Genomic DNA, 20,548 nt, shown 5'->3' on the forward strand with positions numbered 1-20,548 from the left:
TCGGGGCCGACCTTACTCTGTCGGGTACTCCTTCTGGAACCCGCGGAACTCGGTGCGGTGGGCCTCCTCGTCGGAGAGGACCGTCACGGCGAGGTCCTCGGTCACGGGGTCGTTCGCCTCCTCCGCGGCGTCGATCAGGTCCCGGTAGGTCGCGATCGCGTCCTCCTCGGCGTCGAGCACGCCCTCGATGACGGCGAGCACGTCCGTCGAGTCCTCCGGCGGCTGAAGCGAGTCCTGACGGGCGGTGAACTCCGCGGACCCCGGCGGTCGCGCGTCGAGCTGTTTGAGCCGCTGGCCGAGCTGTTCCGCGTGGCCGAGCTCCTCTTGGATGTCCGTCTGGAGGCTCTCCTTGATCTCCTCGGCTCGGACGCCGTCGAGAACGATCGCGTTCGTCTGGTAGTTCATCACGGTCTCGATCTCGTCGGCGTACGCCTTCCGGAGCAGGTCGACGACGCGGTCTGATGCCATGTCTCCACGTAGTCGCCGTGGACCGAAAGCCGTTCCGGCTCCTGTCATCCGGCAGGAACGCACGGTTCGACCGTTACCCGTCGCTCAGTCGTTCCGCCCGCGGACGTACGTCTGGTCGTGGTCCGGGAACACGTCGGCGACCGTCTCCTCGCCGTGTTCCTCGGCGATGAGCGCGCGCAGTTCGTCCTCGTAGTCCGCCTTCGGGACCTGCTCGCTCGGGCCCTGTTCGACCTCGAAGGTCGCCTCCACGAGCCGGTCGACCGCGTGCCGGCCGAACCCCGAGAGCGGCGAGATGTAGTCGACGTCGTGGCGGTCCTCCAGGCTCTGCGCCTGCGCGCGCGAGACCGTCGGAACCCGGTCGTCACGGCGGCTGCCGTCGGCGATCGCGTCGACGTCGCGTTCGGCGATCGTCTCCAGCGCGTGTTCGTGGACTCGCTGGATCCCGTTCCGGGGGTAGCCATCGGCGATCATGCGCTCCGCGGCCTCCTCGGCGACCGCGCGGTCGAGTTCGATCCGCTCGAACGGGAAGCCGATCTCCGCGGCCGCGCGCTCGGCGTGCTCCCAGTCGTCGGTGAGCCCGAAGCTCCCGGTCACACACCGCACGTCGTAAAACCGGTCGAGCAGGGCGGCGGCGAGCGAGGAGTCCTTTCCCCCGCTGTACAGCAGCGCGAGCTCCATCTACCGTCGCCGGATGTCGAAGCTCTTCTGTTCGGGCTGGAGCTCCTTGAGCAGGTCGCGCATCTGGTCCTCGTCGATGCGCCCTTGGACGCGACCGCTCTGTGCCAGCGCCGCGACCTGCTGTTTGACCTTCTTCGCGAACTCCGGTTTCGACATCTCGACCGCGTTGAGCCGCTGGCGCGCGCCGTCGGTCAGGTACTGTTTGAGCACCGCCTCCTGTTGGGCCTCCGCGCGCTGTTGGGCCTCCTGTTGGGCCTCGGCGTCGCCGCCCGCCTCGCCTGCTTGGTCCTGAAGCTCCTGAAGCTTCTTCTCACGCAGTTCCTCGAGCCGTTCGTCGTCGGGGTTGCCGCTCATACCCGTCCGTTCTCGGTCCGGGCGAAAAACGATTTCGGAGGATCGACCGCGTTCCGACGCCCCGGAGAATCGACGGCGTTTCGACCGACGCTTCGGGCCGCTTAAACGGCTCACCGCCGTATCCGTGGCCATGAGCGAGTCGCGGGAGTTCTGCCCCCGGTGTGGCGACGCCGTCCCCGAGCGTCGCGACCCCTTACCCGGCGATCCGACGGGGCGGGACGCGCTGTTGTGTGACGACTGTTACTTCGAGGACTTCGAGCTCGTGGACGCGCCGGACCGGATCGAGGTGCTCGTCTGCTCCGGCTGCGGGGCGGTCCGCCGCGGGGAGTCCTGGCGGGACGTGGGCGCGCGCGACTACACCGACGTCGCGGTCGACGAGGTGGCGGAGGCCCTCGGCGTTCACGTCGCCGCCGAGGACGTCGAGTGGGGCGTCGAGCCCGAACAGGTCGACGAGAACACGGTCCGGATGCACTGTCGGTTCTCCGGCGTCGTCCGCGGGACGCTCCGCTCGGCGGAGGTGGTCGTCTCGGTGAAGGTGTCGCGGGGGACCTGCGACCGGTGCGGTCGGATCGCCGGCGGCTACTACGCCGGCGTGGTTCAGGTCCGCGCGGACGACCGCGAGTTGACCGCCGAGGAACGGGCCGACGCGCTCGAGATCGCCGAGTCGTACGTCGCCGAACAGGAGGCGAAGGGCGACCGGGAGGCGTTCATCACGGAGGTGAAGGAGACCGACGACGGCCCCGACGTGAAGGTCTCCTCGAACCGGCTCGCACAGAACGTCGCGACGCGGATCACGGAGGAACTGGGCGGCAGCTTCGAGTCGTATCCGACCCTCGTCACGGAGGACGGCGACGGCAACGAGGTGTACCGGGTGACGTTCGCGGTCCGGCTCCCCCGGTACGCGCCGGGCGAGATACTCGATCCCGAGGATGGCGACGGACCGGTGCTCGTCACCGGGGTCTCCGGCCGGATCCGGGGGACTCGTCTCGCGACCGGCGAGACGTACGAGTCGTCGTTCGACGAGGGGGAATCGCCGGAGGTGACTCGCCTCGGCGTCCGGGAGGACGCGACGGAGACGACGGTGGTGACCGTCGAGGACGACCGCGCGATCCAGGTGCTCGACCCGGAGACGTACGAGGCGCGGACCGTTCCGAACCCCGAATTCGTCGACGACGACGCTGACGCCGTGTTGGCGTTCAAACACGGCGACAACGTCCACCTGGTTCCCAACGAGTAGCGTCGCGGTCGTCACTCGGGAGGCTCTCGGAAGGAGACGGAACCGGAGAGCGGACCGCTCGTGAGTGCGGGATCCGCGAAAAATGAGGACGAACGCGAGTCTGCGTGGGGGTCTTAGTCGGGTCGATTCCGGATCGATCGTCCGATCAGTCCGCGCGGGCGGTGTGGTCGCCCTCGAACGCTGCCGAGCGCTCGGCCTCGGTCACTTCGATGCCGCGGCGCTCCAGTTGTCGAACGAACTCGGCCTCGCTGACGCCCGCCTGCGTCGCCGCCTGTTCGAGCGTCAGCGTTCGCGCACCGTACAGCGTCAGCGCACTCGACAGCGCGTTCGTTGCCATACCCATCTATCCTGCGTGAACGTTTATGAAGCTTACTAATTCATTCAGGACCATGATACACCTTATACGATATAAGGTATCACGGCCGTCAGTCGGAATATATAATGAACGATCGTCACGCACCGCTCGCCGTCGACGACGGCCCGGAGGAATTATGGGCCTCTACGGCCGAGGCGGGACATGGACAGACAGCAGGCCATCGCGCTGTTCTTCGCGTTCCTCATGGTGAGCTCGATGGTCGCCTGGGGCATCAGCTTCCTCTAAAGCTCGGCTCGACCGCCACGCGGAGGACGGACCCGGCTCCCGAACGACCGCTACCCGTCGCCCCAGACGTCCGAGAGCGGGTGGTCCTTCCGCCGCTCGGCGTCGGCCTCCGACCGGGTTCGCGTCGTGCCGCCGTCGTCGGCCGCTTCCGTCGAACCGCCCCCTCCAGTCGACCCGGAACCGCCCGCCGCCGTCCCGCCGGCGGCCCCGTTGTCGTCGTTCGTTCCGTCCGACCGCCCGGACGACGTGGAACGTGACCCTCCACGTCGGCGTCCGGCGCGACCGGGACCCGACGGGTCGGCGTCGATCCCGTCGAGCGCGGCCGACGGGTCGAACTCGGGGAGGTCGGGGGTCGTCATCGCGTCGACCTGGTCGCGGAACCACGGCGGGGTGTCCGCGGCCGCGCGGTCGAAGAGGTCGAGAAGCGAGTCGTCCGCGAGGTACGTCGCCCCGTAGTCGTCGGGCGCACGGACGACGCGGCCGCACGCCTGTATCACGGTCCGCAGCGCGGTTCGGTGGTACCACGCCCACTGGCCGTCGGCCAGCCGTCGGGCGACCCGGGAGTCGTTGGTGTTCCGGTAGGGCGCTTTACACACCACCTGCCAGCGGCACAGGTCACCCTCGAGATCGAGCGCCTCCTCCATCTTCACGGAGACGAACACCTCGGGGTCCGAACTCGCCTTCCACGCCTCGAGCTCGGCGTCGCGGTTCGCGCGGGTGTGTCGGCGGACGCGCGCCGCGACGCCGAACTCGCCCAGCTTCTCGACGAGCCGCCCCGCGATGTCGTAGGAGTGGGCGTGGATCAGCCCCTTCTCGTCGGGGTGTTCGGCCATCAGCCGGACGATGAGCCGGGCGATCTTCGGCACCGTCTCGTCGCGATGCTCGTAGGTCATCGACCCCTTCGTCACGTCGTAGAGGGGACGGTTCGAGAGCGGGAACGTGTGCTCGACGTCGACGAGGGCGACGTTCGAGGGGTCGAGCCCGACGCCCCGGCAGAACGCCTCCTTCGAGAGGATCGTCGCCGACAGCAGCGCGAACTTCTCGCCGCGGTCCCAGACCGTGTGTCTGAGGTACCGCGCCGGATCGAGCGGCTTGATCGCGATCGCCGAGTCCTCGCCGTCCGGCTGGTCGACGACCCACGTCGTCGGCGAGTCGAGGTCGCGGTAGTCCTCGAGGAACCAGCCGAGCTCGGAGACCAGTTCCCCGAGTCGGTCGCGTCTCGCGACCTCCTCGCGGCTCAGTTCGGGCCGTCCAGTCAGTTCGTCCTTCGCGCGCTTCGCGACGCCGCGGAGCGTCTCGACGAACCGGGCGGTGCGGTCGAGCGCGTCCTCGTCGTCGCCGGCGTCCCGCTCCACGTCCGGGACGCCCACGTCGTCCCAGACGGGGACGCGCTCGGGCGAGAGGTCGATGGTCGCGTACATCTCCGCCCACTCCGCGAGCCCGTGGGCCTCGTCGATCACGACGACGTCGCGCTTGCGGAAGGTCTCCGAGCCCGCGGTCCGCATGAAGTACGCGAGCGTCATGGCGGCGAAGCGGCCCGCGGAGGCGATCGCCCGGTCCGAGAAGTACGGACAGCGGTGTTTGATGCTACAGTCGAATCCCTGCTCGCGGACGCAGGGCGCGCGGTCGACCGGCGTGTCGTGTTCGCCCGGGAGGACGCAGTCGTAGTTCGACTTCCCGCGGATCACCTTCAGGTCCTCGAGGAGATCGTCCGCGGCGACGTCGTCGAGCTGGGACACCTGCGGGGTGGTGTAGTAGGCGTCGGTCGGCTCGCTCGGCGCGGCGTCGGCGACCTCGCGGGCCGAGCCCATCACGGCCCGCGCGAGCAGGGACTTGCCGCTGCCGGTCGGCGCGCGCACCAACACCACGTCGTTGCCGGCGGCGAAGGCGTCCCGGATCTCCGCGAGCGCGCGCTCCTGTGCGCCGCGGAAGCTCGGGGCCGGGAACTCCGTGGGGATCCGATCGGGGTCCACACCCCCCTCTCGCGCGCTCCGGGAATTAAACCCTCGGAGAATCTCAGAGAACCCTCGGCGTGGAACGTTCGAGCGAAAGAAACGAACAACCACCGGATCGTTTATTACGTTTCCGGGAGTCCCGGCGGTATGAGTTGGCAGGAAGCCGAGCGCCGGTTCGCGGACGACGCCGTCGCCCGCGAGACCCTCCCCCGAACGTTCGAGCGCTCCGCCGCGCGCAACGCGGACCGTGTCGCCCAGCGGTACAAGGGCGGGATCTACGACCGGTCGCTCGTCACGTCGGGCGTCCTCGATCCCGCGCCCGCCGGCGACTACGCGGACCTCACGTACGCGGAGATGCGGGCGATCGTCAGGAACCTCGCGGCCGGGCTCCGCGAGATCGGCGTCGGGGACGACACCCGGCTCGCGATCTACGCGGGGACCCGTATGGAGTGGGCACAGGCCGACTTCGCGGCGCTCGCGGCCGGCGCGACGGTCACGACGGTGTACGCCTCCTCGTCGCCGTCGCAGGTCCGCTACCTGCTCGAGGACCCCGAGGCGACGGTCGTCGTCGTCGAGAACCGCGCGCTCCTCGAGGAGGTGCTCGGCGTCCGCGACGACCTCGCACACGACCTGGACGCGATCGTGGCGATGGACGAGGTCGGCGAGAAAGCGAACGGGGGCGACGACGGAGCGAACGGGATCGGCGACGGAGCGAACGGGATCGGCGACGGAGCGGGTGGGGACGACGACGGAACGGACGAGGACGACCCGACGGACGCCGAGGACGTGTACACCCTCGGCGAGGTCCACGGGCTCGGCGCCGAGGCCTTCGATGAGACGACCTACGAGTCGTGGCTCGAGTCGACCGCCGTCGACGACCTCGCGAGCCTCATCTACACCTCGGGGACTACGGGGAAGCCGAAGGGCGTCCGGCTCACCCACGGGAACTTCCGCTCGAACGTGAACCAGTGTTACAAGCGCTTCGCGGACCGACCCGATCGCGATCCGGGGGTACCCGGGATCTCCGCAGCGACGACGACCCTCTCGTTTCTCCCGCTCGCACACGTCTTCGAACGGCTGGCGGGCCACTACATGATGTTCGCGGCCGGCGCGACCGTCGGCTACGCCGAGAGCCCGGACACGCTCCGGGAGGACTTCGGGCTCGTCCGGCCGACGACGACGACCAGCGTCCCGCGGGTCTACGAGAAGCTCTACGACGCGATCCGCGAGCAGGCGAGCGAGTCGCCCGTGAAAGAACGGATCTTCGAATGGGCCGTCGAGGTCGGGCGGGCACACCACGAGGCCGACGACCCCGGCCCGCTTCTCGACGCGAAGCGGGCGCTCGCCGACCGGCTCGTCTTCTCGTCGGTCCGGGAGGCGCTCGGCGGGAACGTCGACTTCTTCATCTCCGGCGGCGGGTCGCTCTCGGCGGAGCTTTGCGCGCTGTATCACGCGATGGACCTCCCGATACTCGAGGGGTACGGGCTCACGGAGACGTCCCCGGTGGTCTGTGTCAACCCGCCCGAGGCCCCCGAGGTGGGGACGATCGGGCCGCCGGTCGTCGACACCGAGATCGCGATCGACGGCCGCGTCGTCGGCGAGGAGGTCGCGGACGTCGGCGGCTCCGTCGGGGAACTGCTCGTGCGTGGCCCGCAGGTGACGGAGGGGTACTGGAACCGCCCGGACGCGACTCGCGAGGCGTTCTCGGCATACGACGCGCTTCCCGCGGACGCGACCGTGGCGGGCACGCCGCCGGACGAGCGCGACGGCGACCCGGAGGAGCCGTGGTTCCACACCGGCGACGTCGTCCGGCTCCGCCCCGACGGCTACGTCGCGTTCCGCGAGCGCGCCAAACGACTGCTCGTGCTCTCGACGGGCAAGAACGTCGCGCCCGGGCCGATCGAGGACCGCTTCGCCGCCAACGAGTTCGTCGAGCAGTGCGTCGTGCTCGGCGACGGGCGGAAGTTCGTCTCCGCGCTTCTCGTGCCGAACTTCGAGGCGGTCGAGGCGTGGGCCGACGACGAGGAGATCGACCTCCCGACCGACCGTCAGGAGGTCTGCCGGGACGAGCGCGTCCGCGAGCGGTTCCGAGCCGAGATCGACGCGGTGAACGAGGCGTTCGAGCCCTACGAGCGGATCAAGCGGTTCCGGTTGGTCCCCGAGGAGTTCTCCGAGGAGAACGACCTCCTCACGCCGACGATGAAGAAGAAGCGCCGGAACATCCTCGACCGGTTCGCCGCCGAGATCGAGATGATCTACGAGGAGGAGTGATCCGGACGGAACCGAGTCCGCAACCGCCCGTGAACGACACGCGTCCGCGCCGCTCGCCGAATACGCCGCCGCCGGCAGGTTCAACTGTTACGCCCTCGGAGGGCGAGCCAGTGAGCCGGGAACTCCTCGTCACGCTGTTCGGCGACCCCTTCGCGGTGATGAACACGATCGGGCTCGTCGCGTTCGCGCTCGTCGGGTCGACGAAGGCGATCCGCGAGGAGTTCGACCTGTTCGGGATCACCATCGTCGGGCTGGCGATGGCGTTCGTCGGTGGTGCGACGCGGGACGTCCTCGTGTTGCGAACGCCGTTGGCGCTCCAGTCGCCGATCGAGATCGCGCTCGGGATGCTCGGCGTCGCCCTGGCGATCGCGTTACAGGTCGTGCTCGCGTCGCCGGACACCCACCCTATCACGCTCGTGTCCGACGCGATCGGGCTCGCCGCGTTCGCCACCGCGGGCGCGATCGTCGCCACCGAGGCGGGCGTCTCCGCGTTCGGCGTCGTCGCGATCGCGACGATCAACGCGGTGGGCGGCGGCGCGTTCGCCGACCTGCTGCTCGACCGAGCGCCGTTCATCCTCTTCGAGGACTTCTACGCCAGTTGCGCCGTGCTGGGCGGCCTCACCTACGTCGTCGCCGGGATCGTCGGGGTCGCCGGGAGCACCGCCGCCGCGCTCTGTGCGGCGGTCACCGTCGTCACGCGGCTCGTCGCCGTCACCTACGGCTGGGAGCTTCCCACGGCCGGCGAGCTGGAACCACCGACGCGCTGACCCTCGCCGGTCGGCTCACCGAACGCGTAGACGGTGTTGTGGCCGGTCACCTCGACGGTCAGGAAATCGCCGACCTCGACCCCCCGATCGGTCGCGTTTCGAACGATGATCTGCCGGTAGGCGGAGTCGCGACACTTCACGGAGTCGCCGGTGCCCTCCTCGACGACGAGCACCTCGAACTCGTCGCCGACCATCGACCCGTACGCCTCGCCGACGACCTCCATCTTCAACTCGGACATCGCCTTCGAGCGCTCCTTCTTCACCGTCCCGCCGAGCCCTTTCATGTCGGCGGCGTCGGTGCCGGGCCGCTTCGAGAAGCGCGTGACGTTGATCTTCTCGGGGCGGACCTCGGAGAGCAGATCCATCGACTTCTCGTGGTCCGCGTCGCTCTCCGTCGGGAAGCCGACGATGAAGTCCGTCGAGAGCGTCCAGTGGTCGAGCCGGTCGTCGAGCGCCGCCACGACCTCCCGGAACTTGTCGACGCGGTGTTGCCGGCGCATGTCCTCGAGCACGTCGTCCGAGCCGGACTGGACCGGCGCGTGGATGAAGTCGTACAGCTCCTCGTTGCGCGCGAACACGTCCGCGAGCTCCTCGTGGATCCCGTGGATGCCGCCGGGGTTCGCCATCCCGAGGCGAACTCGGAACTCGCCGTCGATGGCACAGATCCGGTCGAGCAGTTCGGGGAGCTTCCGGTCGCCCGTGTCCCAGCCGTAGACGCCGGTGTCCTGGCCGGTCACGCGGATCTCCTTCGCGCCCGCGTGGACCAGCGCCCGGGCCTTCTCGACGTTCTCCTCGATCGACGGGGAGTCGACGCGTCCGGTCGCGAACTTCGTGATACAGTACGAGCAGTTGCTCATACAGCCGCGCGCGATGGGGAGGATGCCGATCACGCCGTCGAGTATCGGCTCCGTGTCGGGCGTGTGGGTGGGACACTCGCCGTTGAGGACGTGCTCGGGGACCTCGTCCCAGTGGAGCACCTCGGCGTCGATGCCGGCCTCGCGGAACTCCTCGCCCTGTGCCAGCGCCATACAGCCGGTGACGACGAGTTCCGCCGTCTCCTCGGCCAGTTCCTCGGCGCGTCGGAGCATGTTGCGCTCGGTCTTCTCGACGACCGTACAGCTGTTGAGAATGGCGACGTCGGCCTCCTCGGGGCCGTCGGCCGGTCGGTGGCCGCCGTCTCGGAGGGCGCGTTCGATCGCGCGGCTCTCACCCCGGTTGGACGTACAGCCGTACGTCTCGATGTGGTACGTCGCCATCGGTTACCCTTCCTACCCGACGGGCGGGCAAAAGGGCGACGGATCGGCGGGTGAACGAAAGGGCGGCGGATCGGCGGGTCGGAAACCGGAAACCGGAGCGGTCGGCGGACGTGCGGAACGCCGCGGGGACCGCTCCCGGTCAGTCCTCGGCGACGACCGCGGACGGCGCGGGACCGGGAGCCGACTCCGCGTCGACGGCGTCCGCCGGTTCGTACACGGAGCGGCGCGCGTCGGTGGGGCAGAAGCCCTCCTCGACGAGGTCGGCGTCGGCGAGCTTCTCGATCGCGAACCGGACGGTGCGCGTCGAGAGCCGGGTCTCCTCGGCGAGCCCGGTCTGGTCGAACCGACCCTCGGCGTCGAGCACGTAGTACACGAGCTTGGCGCTCGGCGGGAGCGGTTCGAGCCGTTCGCGTACGTCGTCGTCCATACCGATCGATGGGGCGAGCCGGCCATAACCGTGGTCCGGGTGTGCGCAGATCGCGCACGCCCGGTGGACGGGGTTCCGGACCCGCACCGTCGGGCGGTTCGCGGCCGCTACCCGTCGGTTCGGAACTCGAACCGTGCGCCGTCTCCGTCCCCCGCCGCCTCCTCGTCTCCGTCCCCCGCCGCGTCCCCGTCCGCTCCTCCCGTCCCCGCCTCGCGTCCACCGACCGAGACTCGCCAGCCGTGTGCGTCGGCGATCTCCCTGACGATCGCCAGTCCGAGCCCGGAGCCCTGATCCGCACTCGAGACGCCGTACTCCATCGCCTCCTCGGGGTCGACCCCGTCGAACCCCGGCCCGTCGTCGGCGACGGAGAACCCGTCCGGCAGCGTCTCGACGGTGACGGTGACTCCGTGATCGCCGTTGGTGGAACCGTGTTCGACGCCGTCGCCGGATTCCGGAGGAATCCGGCTGCCAGTCGAGCCGTGCTCGACGCTGTCGCCGGGCTTCACCCGGCTGCTCGTGGAACCATGTTCCACGCTGTTCCGAAACAGGTTCTCGAAGAGGGTCCGGAGCCGCTCGGGGTCGGCGTGAACGATCGCGTTCCCGGTTTCGACCTCCAGGGCGGCCCCGTCCGTGTCGACGGTCCCCCATGCCTCCCGGACGGCGTCGGCGAGCGCGACCGGTTCGGGGTCGTCGACCGTCCGTCCCTCCCTGGCGAGCGCGAGGAGGTCGTCGATCAGTTCGCCCATCCGTGCGTGGGCGTCCTCGACCCGATCCAGCTGTTCGTGGGCGTCCTCGCCGTCGATCAGCGCACGGAGGAGTTCGACCCGCCCGGTCGCGACGGTGAGCGGGTTCCGGAGGTCGTGTGAGACCACGCCCGCGAACTTCTCGAGCCGGTCGAGCTCCCGCTGGAGCGCGGCGTCCCGCTCGCGGAGCTGTTCGGTCCGCTCGGCGCGGTCGAGCGCGGCGGTCACGTTCGCGGCCAGTACCTGCGCGAGTCGGACGTCCGTGTCGTCGAAGAAGTGCGGGTCGGGCGAGCCGAGCGGCATCACGCCGTGATCGCCGAGCGGCACGACGAGCAGGCTCCGAACGTCGCCGTACTCGACGACGGTCTCCGCCGACGCGAGGTCGTCGACGACGACCACCTCGTTGCGGTCGTACGCGTCCCACACCAGCCCGTCGCCCGGACCGAACGGGGGCCGATCGCCGATCGCCGCGATGGCCTCCTCGCTTATCGCCGTCGGCTCCAGCGTTCCCGACTGGGGATCGTACAGCCGGACCCCGCTGTTCGGGAACCCGAGCGTGTCGATCGCGGTCCGGGCCGCGACCTCGGCGACCGTCTGGCGGTCCTCGCCGCGGAACATCTCGCGGGTCGCCTCGTGGAGCCGGCGGAGGGTCCGCTCCACCCGCTTCTGTTCGTCGATGTCGGCGTACACGAGGTGGAGCAGCACCTCGTCGTCCCGTTCCGTGGGGATCGCGTTCAGAATGAAGTCCCTGACTCCCGACACCGTCCGCCGCTCGACCTCCGTTCGGATCGGGCCCATGTCGGTCTCGGACCAGTCCGGCTCGATCGATTCGACCCCCTCGGGAACGATGGCCGCGCACATCTCGGCGTAGGTGACCTCTCCGGCCGCACAGCCGAAGGTCGACTCGAACGCGTCGTTCGTCGCGTCGAGGCGACGCTCGCCCGACTCGTCGATCGCGAGCCGTGCGACCGGCGACGGAACGTTGTCGAAGAGCGCGGCCAGCCGGTCGCGCTCGGCCCGGAGCGCCCCCTCCGTTTCGATCTGCTCCATCGCCTCCGCGGCGTGTGCGGCGACCAGCTCCGCGAACTCCACGTCCCGCTTGTCGAACGTGGCCCGCCCGCTGGAGATCGCCTGAATGAGCCCGTATCCGCCGATCGGGACGCTGATCGCGGACTCGACGTCGTCGTCGACGGGGTCGGCGTCCGCGGACTTTCCGACCTCCTCGACGAGGAACGTCCGCTCCTCCGCCACGGTCCGGCCCGCGAGCCCCTCCCCGAGTTCGAACCGCCGCACGTCGTCCTCAGTGACGCCCTCCGAGAGCGCCGCCGGGTAGACGTACTCGCCCTCGCGTCGGGCGGTGAGACACCGATCGAACTCGAGGACCTCCGAGGCGACGTCGACGACCCGCTCGAACACCCCCTCGACGGAGTCCACACACGAGAGGCCGGTCGCGAACTCGTGGATCGCGGTCACCTTCCGGTTGACCTCCCGCAGGTCGGACTCGGCCTGTCGCCGGGAGAGCGCGTTGTCCACGCGGTTCGCGAGCATCTCGTACTGGTCGGTGCCGCCCTCCTTCTGGAGGTAGTCGGTGACGCCCGCGGAGATCGCCTCGCTCGCGATCTCCTCGCTTCCCTTCCCCGTGAACAGCACGAACGGGACGTCGCCCACCTCGGAACGGACGGTCTCGAGGAGTTCCAATCCGGTCGACTCCGGCATGTCGTGGTCGCTGACGACGCAGTCGATCCGCCGCTCCCGGAGCCGCTCGAGCGCCGCGGCCGGGGACGTAACGGTGACCGTCTCGACCTCGTCGAGGAGCCGCTCGAGGTACGTCGCCGCCAGATCCGCCGCGCCGGGCTCGTCGTCGACGACGAGCACGACCTCCCGCCGGTCCGCGGTCTCACCGTCGGTCTCGACGCTCACGTGTCGATCCGCGTCCGCAGCGGATCCCGCCGTCCGCGTTCCCCCGGTCGACTCCTCGGAGTCGCTCTCGGGGTTCGGTACCATACGGTCTGAGACACTTCGCGTTTATTTGAAGCTTTCGCGAAAGTATCAAAAATGATTGAGCCGGCGTCCGGGTCGAGGGACTCCCTACAGGAAGCTCTCGACGTGGTCCGCGACCTCCTCCGGGGTGTCGCCGACGGGAACGCCCGCGTCGTTGAGGGCGTCGATCTTCGACTCCGCGGTACCCGTCCCCGAGCCGGAGACGATGGCGCCCGCGTGGCCCATGCGCTTGCCCGGCGGGGCGGTACGGCCGGCGATGAAGCCGGCGACCGGCGTGTCCATGTGCTCGCCGATGAACGCGGCGGCCTCCTCCTCGTCCTCGCCGCCGATCTCGCCGCACATCACGACCGCGTCGGTCTCGTCGTCGGCCTCGAACGCCTCGAGGGCGTCGATGAAGGAGGTGCCGATGATCGGGTCGCCCCCGATGCCGATGGCGGTCGTCTGGCCGATGCCGCGCTCGGTGAGGTTGTCGACGACCTGGTAGGTCAGGGTGCCCGAGCGGGAGACGAGCCCGACGTTGCCCTCGGCGAAGATGTTGCCCGGCAGGATGCCGAGTTTCGCCTCGCCCGGCGTGATGATGCCGGGGCAGTTCGGGCCGAGCAGGCGCGTGTCGGTCTCGCCGAGACGCTTGTTCACCTTCGCCATGTCCTGGGTCGGGATCCCCTCGGTGATCGCGACCGCGAGGTCGAGGTCGGTGTCGAGCGCCTCGAAGACCGCGTCGGCGGCGAACGCCGGCGGCACGAAGATCACGGACGCGTCGGCGTCCTCCGCCTCGACGGCCTCGTTCACGGTGTCGTAGACGGGGACGCCGGCGGCCTCCTGGCCGCCCTTGCCGGGCACCGCGCCCGCGACGACGTTCGTCCCGTACTCGATCATCTGTTCGGCGTGGAACTTCCCTTCCCCGCCGGTGATCCCCTGGACCACCACGCGCGTGTCGTCGTCGACGAAAATGCTCACGCGAACCACCCCGTGGTGAGCGTGAGGTTATCGTTCGTGAACGAGCGACCGTCGGAAGCGAGTGAACGTACGATAGAACTCATTGGGCCACCTCCTCCGCGTTCTTCACCGCACGCTGGACGGCGTCCTCCAGCGTCTCCTCGACCTCGATCAGGTCGGTGTTCAGGATCTCCATCCCCTCCTCGGCGTTGGTCCCGGCCAGCCGGACGACGACCGGCTTCGGGATCTCGTCGAACTCCGCGAGCGCCTCGTTGATCCCCTTGGCGACCTCGTCGCCGCGGGTGATCCCGCCGAAGATGTTGAACACGACGCTGTCGACGTTCGGGTCCGAGAAGACCATGTCGAGCGCCTGCGTGACGCGCTCGGCCTTCGCGCCGCCGCCGATGTCGAGGAAGTTGGCGGGCTTGCCGCCGTAGTAGTCGACCAAGTCGAGCGTCGTCATCACGAGGCCCGCGCCGTTGCCGATGATGCCGACGTTCCCGGAGAGACGGACGTAATCGAAGCCGTACTCGCCGGCCTTGCGCTCGAGGTCGTCCTCGTAGGACGCCTCGGCCAGTTCGGCCAGGTCCGGCTGGCGGAACAGGGCGTCCTCGTCGATGTTCATCACGGCGTCGGCGGCGACCACGTCGCGGTCGCTCGTGATCATCACCGGGTTGACCTCGATCTCCGAGGCGTCGCTGTCCTCGTACAGGTCGTACAGCGTCGAGAGGATCGACGCCACGTCGAGCGCCACGTCGGCGTCGACGCCGGCCTCGTAGACCACCTTGCGGGCTTGATACGGGTGGAGCCCGAACGCGGGGTCGACGTGCTCGCGCGCGATCGCGTCCGGGTTCTCCGAGGCGACCTCCTCGATGTCGACGCCGCCCTCGGTCGAGACCATCAGGACGGGCTGGCCCTCGCCGCGGTCCATCGTCACGCCGACGTACAGCTCGTCGACGAAGTCGACGCCGGCCTCGACGAGGACCTCCTCGACGGTGTACCCCTTCAGGTCCATCCCGAGGATCTCCTCGGCGTACTGCTCGGCTTCCTCGCGGTCGGTCGCGATCTTGATGCCGCCGGCCTTCCCGCGTCCCCCGACGTGGACTTGCGCCTTGATCGCGGCCGGGTACCCGATCTCGTCGACGGCGTCGAGCGCCTCCTCGACGGTCGCCGCGAGCCGGGAGTCCGGTACCGGGATCCCGGCGTCCGCGAAGATAGACTTCGCTTGATGTTCGTGAAGTTTCATCCGTTTCGAAGGGCGGGCGACGCCGGCTTAAATGGTGTCGATCCCGCCCGAGCGTCGGAGACGGTATGGCCGGCAGCGACGGGTCTTTTTGCCCTCGAAGCGGGTTGAGTCCGCATGGACCCGAGCCAGTTCCTCGAAGGCGGAGCGGTCGGCGTGTCGGACGAGACGTACGCGGTCTGCCGGACCGACCGCGACCACCCCGACGCGTTCGCGACGATCCGCGAGGGGGGCGAGACGACGGTGGTCCTCGAGGGCGACGCCGTCGACGAGATCGACGCCGACGCGGTCGAACCCGGGTGGAGACGCCTGACCTTCGAGATGGACCTCCCGTTCGAACTCGTCGGGTTCCTGGCGGCGGTCGCGACGGCGCTCGCCGAGGCGGACGTCTCGGTGTTCGTCCTCTCCTCGTACGCGACCGACCACGTGCTCGTCAAGGAGGAGGACCTCCCTACCGCCGTCGCGCGGCTGGAAGAACTGGGCTGTGAGGTCGCCGACTGACGGCGAAGCCGGTTCGTTCAGTCCTCGTCGCCGAGGATGACGCGGTGGGTCATCGCCTCCGGGTCGAGCACTTCGTCGGCCTCCGCCTCGGTGAGGTACCCCTCCGCGACGGCGACCTCGCGGACGCTCTTGTCCTCCGCGAGCGCCTGCTTGGCCACCTTCGAGGCCTTGTCGTAGCCGATCGCGGGGTTGAGCGCGGTCGCGAGCGCCATCGACTGCTCGACGCGGGTCTCACAGTACTCCTCGTTCGCCTCCAGCTTCGCGACGAAGCGCTCGCCGAACGTCTCCGCCGCGTTCGAGAGCAGCTCGGCCGACTGGAGGAAGTTGTGCGCGACGACGGGCTTGTACAGGTTCAAGTCGATCTCGCCGCGGGCGGCTCCCGCGGAGACGGCGGCGTCGTTGCCGACGACCTGCTTGTGGACCTGGTTGACCGACTCGGCGACGACGGGGTTGATCTTGCCGGGCATGATCGAGGAGCCGGGCTGGTTCTCGGGCTGTTCGATCTCGCCAAGGCCGTTTCGGGGCCCGGAGGCGAGCAGGCGCAGGTCGTTGGCGATCTTGTTCATGCTCCCGGCGACCGTCCGCAACGCGCCGTGTGCCTCCGCCATCGCGTCGTGGGCGGCCTGTGCTTCGAAGTGATTGTCGGCCTCGCGGAACGTCGTGTTCGTCTCGTCGGAGACGTACTCCGCGACGAGTTCGGGGAACTCGGGGTGCGTGTTGAGTCCCGTGCCCACCGCCGTCCCGCCCAGGGCGAGCTCGCGCAGGTTCGACTGGACGGCCTCGACGCGCTCTATCCCCTTCGCGATCTGCGTCCGGTAGCCGCCGAACTCCTGGCCGAGCCGGACCGGCGTGGCGTCCTGGAGGTGGGTGCGGCCGGTCTTGACGACGCCGTCGAACGCCGCCTCCTTCGCCTCGAGTTCGACGTGAAGCGTCTCGAGTGCCGGAACGAGGTCCTTCTCGACGGCCTCGAGGGCGGCGACGTGCATCGCCGTCGGGATCACGTCGTTCGAGGACTGCCCGTAGTTGACGTGGTCGTTGGGGTGGACGACGCGGTCGCCGATCTCCGCGCCCGCGATCTCGGCGGCTCGGTTGGCGATCACCTCGTTCGCGTTCATGTTCGAGGAGGTGCCCGAGCCGGTCTGGAACACGTCGACCGGGAACTGGTCGTCGTGTTCGCCCGCGATCACCTCGTCGGCGGCGGCGACGATCGCCTCCGCGGTGTCGTCGTCGACGAGTCCCAGGTCGCGGTTGGCCTGCGCGGCGGCCTTCTTCACGACCCCGAGCGCGCGGACGAACCGCCGCCCGAACCCGGTCCCCGAGATCGGGAAGTTCTCGACGGCTCGTTGGGTCTGTGCGCCCCAGTAGGCGTCGGCCGGCACCTGCATCTCCCCGAGGCTGTCCTCCTCCGTGCGGTAGTCCTCACCCATGTCCGGCCCTTCCCCGGAGACGGAGTAAAAACTACCCTTCCCGGCGTGGCCGCATCGCTTTTGTCGTCTCCCGTCGAAGCGCGAGCATGCGAGCTCACCTACTCCTCGCCGCCGGGATCCTCGGGCTGATCGAGGCGGTCGCGCCCGGTCCGCTCGTCCGAGTACTCACCCGCGTCGCCTACCGGAACGCCGAGGACGCGGAGCCGAAGTCGTGGGTCCTCGCGGCCGCCCGGATCGAGGGAGCCGTCATCGTCGCCGGCGCGCTCGTCGGGCTCTTCCGGCTCGCGAACGCCGATGGATCGAAACCGAACGCGCGAGACGCCGGGGATACTCCGACCGATTCCGGAGCATAACACCACGTTCGATCGTCTATCGACGGTCCCGGTACCTCGATACGACGCACGCCGGTCCTCCCACCCGAAGATATATTTCACGCGACAGTCTGTCGTACTATCATGGCCGATCCCCTCCACCGGTCGGAGACCGTCCGGGACGACGGGATCCGAGTCCTTCACGTCGACGACGATCGGTCGTTCACCGAACTCGTCGCCACGTACCTCGAGCGCGTCGACGACGCGTTCTCGGTCCGGTCGGAGACCACCGCGGCCGACGCGTTGGAGGCGCTCGAGGCGGGAGACGAACGGATCGACTGTATCGTCAGCGACTACGACATGCCGGGGACCGACGGACTGGAGCTCCTCGAGACGGTTCGCGAGCGCGACGTCGACGTCCCGTTCGTGCTGTTCACGGGGAAGGGAAGCGAGGAGATCGCGAGCGAGGCCGTCTCCGCAGGCGTCACCGACTACCTCCAGAAGGAGGGTGGCACCGACCAGTACACCGTGCTCGCCAACCGGGTGCGAAACGCGGTCGACCAGCACCGCTCCAAGCGGGCGCTGGCGGCGAGTCAGGACCGGCTCTCGCGGTTCATCGAGCAGTCGCCGCTCGGCACCATCGAGTACGACGAGACGTTCGAGATCGTTCGGGTGAACTCGGTCGCCGAGGAGATAACCGGCTACGACGCCGAGGAGCTCGTCGGCGGCACGTGGATGCCGATCGTCCCCGAGGACCAGCGGCGTCGCGTGGCGGAGATCGAACGCGGTCTGCTCGCCGACCGCGGCGGGTACCGGAGCGTCAACGAAAACGTCACCCGCGACGGCGAGCGGATCCGGTGTGCGTGGCACAACCAGGTGGTGACCGACGACGACGGCGAGGTGATCCGAGTCTTCTCGCAGTTCGAGGACATCACCGAACGCGAGGAGCGGAAGCGCGAACTCGAGCGCACGAACGCCGTCCTCTCGACCGTGTTCGACACGCTCCCGCACGGCGTGCTCGTCGAGGACGCCGACCGGCGCGTCCTCGCCGTCAACGACCGGCTGTACGACCTGTTCGACGTCGACGGCGACCCGGAGGGGGCGGTGGGTGCCGACTGCGAACGGTTCGCGATCGAGGTGAGCGACCGGTGTGTCGACCCGGAGGGGTTCGTCACGCGAATCAACGCGGTCATCGAGGATCGAGAGCCGGTCTACGACGAGCGGTTGGACCTCGCCGACGGTCGGACGCTCCGTCGCACCTACCGACCGGTGGACCTCCCGCAGGGCGGGGGTCACCTCTGGCTGTATCGAGCGGCGGAGAGCGGAGACGACGGGAATTGAGCGGAGCGTCGGGGATCGGCCGGAGACCAGCCGAGTTCCGCCTCCCTGTGAGTCGGGTCGCTACAGGTCCGAGAGTCGGACCCCGTCGTCGACGAGGCGGAAGTTGCGCTCGCGGTCGAGCTCGCCGGCGAGCCACTCGTGTTCGTACAGCTGGCCGATCAGCTCGACGTAGAGGTTCCGCCAGGCGATCGCGTAGATCGGCGACTGTCCCCACGCGCGAAGCTCGGGGACGAACTCGTGGTAGGTGCTCGCCTGCTCCTCCATGCGTTCGACCGCGTCGACGACGACCGCCGCCGCGTCCGCCGGGTCGCTCCCGCCGATCTCCTCGTTCAGCCGGGACTGGATCCCGGCGATGGCCCGCCGCATGTCCCGCTCCGCGGTCTCGTCTCCCTCGGGCAACGACTCGATGACCCCTCGCGGGACGCCTAACTCGATCTCCGGCATGCCACGGAGTCCGGCGTCAACGGACAAAAAGACACGGCTACCCGTTCGAGCCCGGACCACCGACGGGCAGCCTGCCGATTCACGGCGTCGGCGCGGCCTTCTGGAGGGCGGTCTCGGCGACGTTTCCGCCGTAGTCGGCCGACCGGAGGACGGAGTCGACCACGAGGCCCAGGAGCTGTGCCCGCGTCGGGTCGAGCCCGCGGAGCAGCTCGTCGATGGCCCGCACACGCTCGTCGATGGCCCGCACGCCGGTGCGCGCCTCGTTCGCCAGCCGGGTGGCCTCGTCGTTGTCCTCGGCGAACAGCGCGTCCATCGCGGTGTCGACGACCTCGACCGCGTCGCCGTGGAGGTCGTCGATGGCGTCGATCACGTCCTCGGGAAGCGGCTCCTCGATGTTCAGCGTCAGGTGAGCGATCTTGGTCGCGTGGTCGCCGACCCGCTCCAGCTGGCGGGCGCTCGAGTGGTAGTCGAAACACTCCTCGCGGGGGAGTCCGAGCTCCTCCGCGGCCTTCGGCGTCCGGAGGGTGGCCCGGAAGATCCGCGAGACGACGAGCCACAGCCGGTCGAGGTCGTCGTCGCGGCCGATCACGTCGCGTGCGAGGTCGTGGTCGAGCTCGGAGAGCGCCGTGATCGCGTCCTGGAGCATCGACAGCGAGATCAGCCGCATCCGGGTGACGGCGTTGTGGATCGACAGCTCCGAGGAGTCGAGCAGGTCCCGGACCACGACGCGGTCACGGGTCTCCTCCAGCACTTCGAGGCCGACGAGGCTCTGGACCGCCTCCCGGACCATCGAGCGCTGTTCGGTGGTGATCTCCCCGCCAGTCAGTTCGATGACGTCGAACCCGCTGACGTACATCGTCGTCACCGCGCGGGTGAGGTCCTGACCGGTCAGGTCGGTGATCTCGAGGCTACCTCGGGTCCGCTCCTCCTCCGAGCGCGGCGTGAGGAACAGCGAGTCGCCGTCAGGATAGAACTCCACCTCGCTTCCCGCGCCGACGTCGTTCTCGGTCGCCCAGGACTTCGGGATCGAGACCGTGTACGTCGAGCCGCCGGTGACTTGCACCTTCCGCGTTTCCATGTGACCGGATTGTGGTCGCCCCGACTTAAGCCTGTGTTAAAAATATATAGTTCAGTGATGAACGAGTACCCGCCCTATACGCGTACTGTCGCCCATGTGGACTACTTCGGACGAATCTGGACGAGAGGATCTCACGGATACATAGCCCGATCCTCGTATATATATGGGTGTTTTCGGTCCGTGAGCGACTCGCGGCCGGCCCGTGGCGAGCCCGCGACCGAGCCACGGCCGCGACCGGTCTTCGCGGTCCGGGGTCGTGTGAAGGCGTGTCTCGGCGAAGGGAGTTGAGAAGAGTTAAATCGGCCCCGTCGTAACGAGCGAACGCGCTCGGTTGGTGTAGTCCGGCCAATCATGTTGGCCTTTCGACGAACGCGGTACGTCGCCGTGCCGGTTCGGAAGACAGCCGACGACCAGGGTTCAAATCCCTGACCGAGCATTCTGCGAGGAACGACGTGACGAGCAGACGCGCAGCGTCGGCGATTTGAATCAGAGAGTGACGAAGCGGAACG

General features: G+C 69.0%; 18 protein-coding genes, 1 tRNA gene and 1 pseudogene. 7 read left to right on the forward strand and 13 right to left on the reverse strand.

Annotated elements, in window-relative coordinates; genetic code table 11:
- Positions 1 to 12: 12 nt before the first annotated feature.
- The 3 genes from F3H10_RS11305 to F3H10_RS11315 form a co-directional block, all read right to left on the reverse strand.
- Positions 13 to 468 (reverse strand): DUF892 family protein, encoded by a 456-nt coding sequence (locus F3H10_RS11305; protein WP_149784875.1) that lies wholly within the window; start codon positions 466 to 468, stop codon positions 13 to 15.
- Positions 469 to 552: 84 nt separating this feature from the next.
- Positions 553 to 1,146: a DUF7411 family protein gene (locus F3H10_RS11310; protein WP_149784876.1), complete on the reverse strand. Its 594-nt coding sequence runs from the start codon at positions 1,144 to 1,146 to the stop codon at positions 553 to 555.
- Positions 1,147 to 1,500 carry a DNA-binding protein gene (locus tag F3H10_RS11315; RefSeq protein ID WP_149784877.1) on the reverse strand — a complete coding sequence of 118 codons (354 nt, stop codon included), beginning with the start codon at positions 1,498 to 1,500 and terminating at the stop codon, positions 1,147 to 1,149. It abuts the gene before it with no gap.
- A gap of 130 nt (positions 1,501 to 1,630) precedes the next feature.
- On the opposite strand from F3H10_RS11315, the gene F3H10_RS11320 reads away from it, so the two are divergent.
- Positions 1,631 to 2,737, forward strand: coding sequence for a 60S ribosomal export protein NMD3 (locus F3H10_RS11320; RefSeq protein ID WP_149784878.1), 1,107 nt, complete (start codon positions 1,631 to 1,633; stop codon positions 2,735 to 2,737).
- Between the two features lie 145 nt (positions 2,738 to 2,882).
- Here the strand turns inward: F3H10_RS11320 and F3H10_RS11325 are convergent, their stop codons facing one another.
- Entirely contained in the window at positions 2,883 to 3,074 is a 192-nt protein-coding gene (locus F3H10_RS11325) for a UPF0175 family protein (protein ID WP_149784879.1), read from the reverse strand.
- A gap of 314 nt (positions 3,075 to 3,388) precedes the next feature.
- Positions 3,389 to 5,311, reverse strand: coding sequence for a helicase C-terminal domain-containing protein (locus tag F3H10_RS11330; protein ID WP_149784880.1), 1,923 nt, complete (start codon positions 5,309 to 5,311; stop codon positions 3,389 to 3,391).
- 129 nt (positions 5,312 to 5,440) lie between these two features.
- Here F3H10_RS11330 and F3H10_RS11335 point away from each other — a divergent pair, with 129 nt between their 5' ends.
- Positions 5,441 to 7,564, forward strand: a complete 2,124-nt coding sequence (locus F3H10_RS11335) for an AMP-dependent synthetase/ligase (protein WP_149784881.1) — start codon at positions 5,441 to 5,443, stop codon at positions 7,562 to 7,564.
- A 158-nt stretch (positions 7,565 to 7,722) separates the two neighbouring features.
- On the forward strand, positions 7,723 to 8,331 hold the full coding sequence (locus F3H10_RS11340; protein WP_394349713.1) for a trimeric intracellular cation channel family protein: 609 nt from the start codon (positions 7,723 to 7,725) through the stop codon (positions 8,329 to 8,331).
- Here the strand turns inward: F3H10_RS11340 and F3H10_RS11345 are convergent.
- The 5 genes and pseudogenes from F3H10_RS11345 to sucC all read right to left on the reverse strand — a co-directional run.
- Positions 8,280 to 9,587 (reverse strand): tRNA (N(6)-L-threonylcarbamoyladenosine(37)-C(2))-methylthiotransferase, encoded by a 1,308-nt coding sequence (locus tag F3H10_RS11345; protein WP_149784883.1) that lies wholly within the window; start codon positions 9,585 to 9,587, stop codon positions 8,280 to 8,282. The genes F3H10_RS11340 and F3H10_RS11345 overlap by 52 nt on opposite strands.
- Positions 9,588 to 9,726: 139 nt before the next feature.
- A complete protein-coding gene (locus F3H10_RS11350) occupies positions 9,727 to 10,014 on the reverse strand; it encodes a helix-turn-helix domain-containing protein (RefSeq protein ID WP_149784884.1) in 288 nt (95 codons plus the stop codon).
- 107 nt (positions 10,015 to 10,121) lie between these two features.
- On the reverse strand, positions 10,122 to 12,761 hold the full coding sequence (locus F3H10_RS11355) for a GAF domain-containing protein (protein ID WP_149784885.1): 2,640 nt from the start codon (positions 12,759 to 12,761) through the stop codon (positions 10,122 to 10,124).
- A gap of 84 nt (positions 12,762 to 12,845) precedes the next feature.
- Positions 12,846 to 13,715 carry a succinate--CoA ligase subunit alpha gene (gene sucD, locus F3H10_RS11360; RefSeq protein WP_149784886.1) on the reverse strand — a complete coding sequence of 290 codons (870 nt, stop codon included), beginning with the start codon at positions 13,713 to 13,715 and terminating at the stop codon, positions 12,846 to 12,848.
- A 79-nt stretch (positions 13,716 to 13,794) separates the two neighbouring features.
- Positions 13,795 to 14,943 (reverse strand): annotated as a pseudogene (gene sucC, locus F3H10_RS11365) (ADP-forming succinate--CoA ligase subunit beta); the annotation flags it as partial.
- 111 nt (positions 14,944 to 15,054) lie between these two features.
- On the opposite strand from sucC, the gene F3H10_RS11370 reads away from it, so the two are divergent.
- Positions 15,055 to 15,438: an ACT domain-containing protein gene (locus F3H10_RS11370; RefSeq protein WP_149784888.1), complete on the forward strand. Its 384-nt coding sequence runs from the start codon at positions 15,055 to 15,057 to the stop codon at positions 15,436 to 15,438.
- Positions 15,439 to 15,455: 17 nt separating this feature from the next.
- Here the strand turns inward: F3H10_RS11370 and F3H10_RS11375 are convergent, their stop codons facing one another.
- Positions 15,456 to 16,865 (reverse strand): class II fumarate hydratase, encoded by a 1,410-nt coding sequence (locus F3H10_RS11375; protein ID WP_149784889.1) that lies wholly within the window; start codon positions 16,863 to 16,865, stop codon positions 15,456 to 15,458.
- A gap of 86 nt (positions 16,866 to 16,951) precedes the next feature.
- Here F3H10_RS11375 and F3H10_RS11380 point away from each other — a divergent pair, with 86 nt between their 5' ends.
- Positions 16,952 to 17,218, forward strand: coding sequence for a hypothetical protein (locus F3H10_RS11380; protein WP_149784890.1), 267 nt, complete (start codon positions 16,952 to 16,954; stop codon positions 17,216 to 17,218).
- A gap of 102 nt (positions 17,219 to 17,320) precedes the next feature.
- The gene (locus F3H10_RS11385) at positions 17,321 to 18,517 is read left to right on the forward strand and encodes a PAS domain-containing response regulator (protein ID WP_149784891.1); all 1,197 of its coding nucleotides are present in this window, start codon (positions 17,321 to 17,323) and stop codon (positions 18,515 to 18,517) included.
- A 60-nt stretch (positions 18,518 to 18,577) separates the two neighbouring features.
- Here the strand turns inward: F3H10_RS11385 and F3H10_RS11390 are convergent, their stop codons facing one another.
- Positions 18,578 to 18,961, reverse strand: coding sequence for a hypothetical protein (locus F3H10_RS11390; RefSeq protein WP_149784892.1), 384 nt, complete (start codon positions 18,959 to 18,961; stop codon positions 18,578 to 18,580).
- A gap of 79 nt (positions 18,962 to 19,040) precedes the next feature.
- Positions 19,041 to 20,039 carry a phosphate signaling complex PhoU family protein gene (locus tag F3H10_RS11395; RefSeq protein ID WP_149784893.1) on the reverse strand — a complete coding sequence of 333 codons (999 nt, stop codon included), beginning with the start codon at positions 20,037 to 20,039 and terminating at the stop codon, positions 19,041 to 19,043.
- A 325-nt stretch (positions 20,040 to 20,364) separates the two neighbouring features.
- On the opposite strand from F3H10_RS11395, the gene F3H10_RS11400 reads away from it, so the two are divergent.
- Positions 20,365 to 20,475 (forward strand) — tRNA-Glu (locus tag F3H10_RS11400).
- Positions 20,476 to 20,548 lie beyond the last annotated feature (73 nt).

Origin of the sequence: Halorubrum aquaticum, from assembly GCF_900113615.1 — an archaeon.
Classification (GTDB): domain Archaea; phylum Halobacteriota; class Halobacteria; order Halobacteriales; family Haloferacaceae; genus Halorubrum; species Halorubrum aquaticum.

What these genes read in the sequence shown, in the direction of transcription:
- F3H10_RS11385 (WP_149784891.1), top strand. Translation starts at nt 17,321, where the DNA reads ATGGCCGATCCCCTCCACCGGTCGGAGACCGTCCGGGACGACGGGATC.
- F3H10_RS11395 (WP_149784893.1), bottom strand. Translation starts at nt 20,039, where the DNA reads ATGGAAACGCGGAAGGTGCAAGTCACCGGCGGCTCGACGTACACGGTC.
- F3H10_RS11355 (WP_149784885.1), bottom strand. Translation starts at nt 12,761, where the DNA reads ATGGTACCGAACCCCGAGAGCGACTCCGAGGAGTCGACCGGGGGAACG.
- F3H10_RS11325 (WP_149784879.1), bottom strand. Translation starts at nt 3,074, where the DNA reads ATGGCAACGAACGCGCTGTCGAGTGCGCTGACGCTGTACGGTGCGCGA.
- F3H10_RS11375 (WP_149784889.1), bottom strand. Translation starts at nt 16,865, where the DNA reads ATGGGTGAGGACTACCGCACGGAGGAGGACAGCCTCGGGGAGATGCAG.
- F3H10_RS11340 (WP_394349713.1), top strand. Translation starts at nt 7,723, where the DNA reads ATGAACACGATCGGGCTCGTCGCGTTCGCGCTCGTCGGGTCGACGAAG.
- F3H10_RS11350 (WP_149784884.1), bottom strand. Translation starts at nt 10,014, where the DNA reads ATGGACGACGACGTACGCGAACGGCTCGAACCGCTCCCGCCGAGCGCC.
- F3H10_RS11320 (WP_149784878.1), top strand. Translation starts at nt 1,631, where the DNA reads ATGAGCGAGTCGCGGGAGTTCTGCCCCCGGTGTGGCGACGCCGTCCCC.
- F3H10_RS11315 (WP_149784877.1), bottom strand. Translation starts at nt 1,500, where the DNA reads ATGAGCGGCAACCCCGACGACGAACGGCTCGAGGAACTGCGTGAGAAG.
- F3H10_RS11390 (WP_149784892.1), bottom strand. Translation starts at nt 18,961, where the DNA reads ATGCCGGAGATCGAGTTAGGCGTCCCGCGAGGGGTCATCGAGTCGTTG.
- F3H10_RS11310 (WP_149784876.1), bottom strand. Translation starts at nt 1,146, where the DNA reads ATGGAGCTCGCGCTGCTGTACAGCGGGGGAAAGGACTCCTCGCTCGCC.
- F3H10_RS11370 (WP_149784888.1), top strand. Translation starts at nt 15,055, where the DNA reads ATGGACCCGAGCCAGTTCCTCGAAGGCGGAGCGGTCGGCGTGTCGGAC.
- F3H10_RS11335 (WP_149784881.1), top strand. Translation starts at nt 5,441, where the DNA reads ATGAGTTGGCAGGAAGCCGAGCGCCGGTTCGCGGACGACGCCGTCGCC.
- F3H10_RS11345 (WP_149784883.1), bottom strand. Translation starts at nt 9,587, where the DNA reads ATGGCGACGTACCACATCGAGACGTACGGCTGTACGTCCAACCGGGGT.
- F3H10_RS11305 (WP_149784875.1), bottom strand. Translation starts at nt 468, where the DNA reads ATGGCATCAGACCGCGTCGTCGACCTGCTCCGGAAGGCGTACGCCGAC.
- F3H10_RS11380 (WP_149784890.1), top strand. Translation starts at nt 16,952, where the DNA reads ATGCGAGCTCACCTACTCCTCGCCGCCGGGATCCTCGGGCTGATCGAG.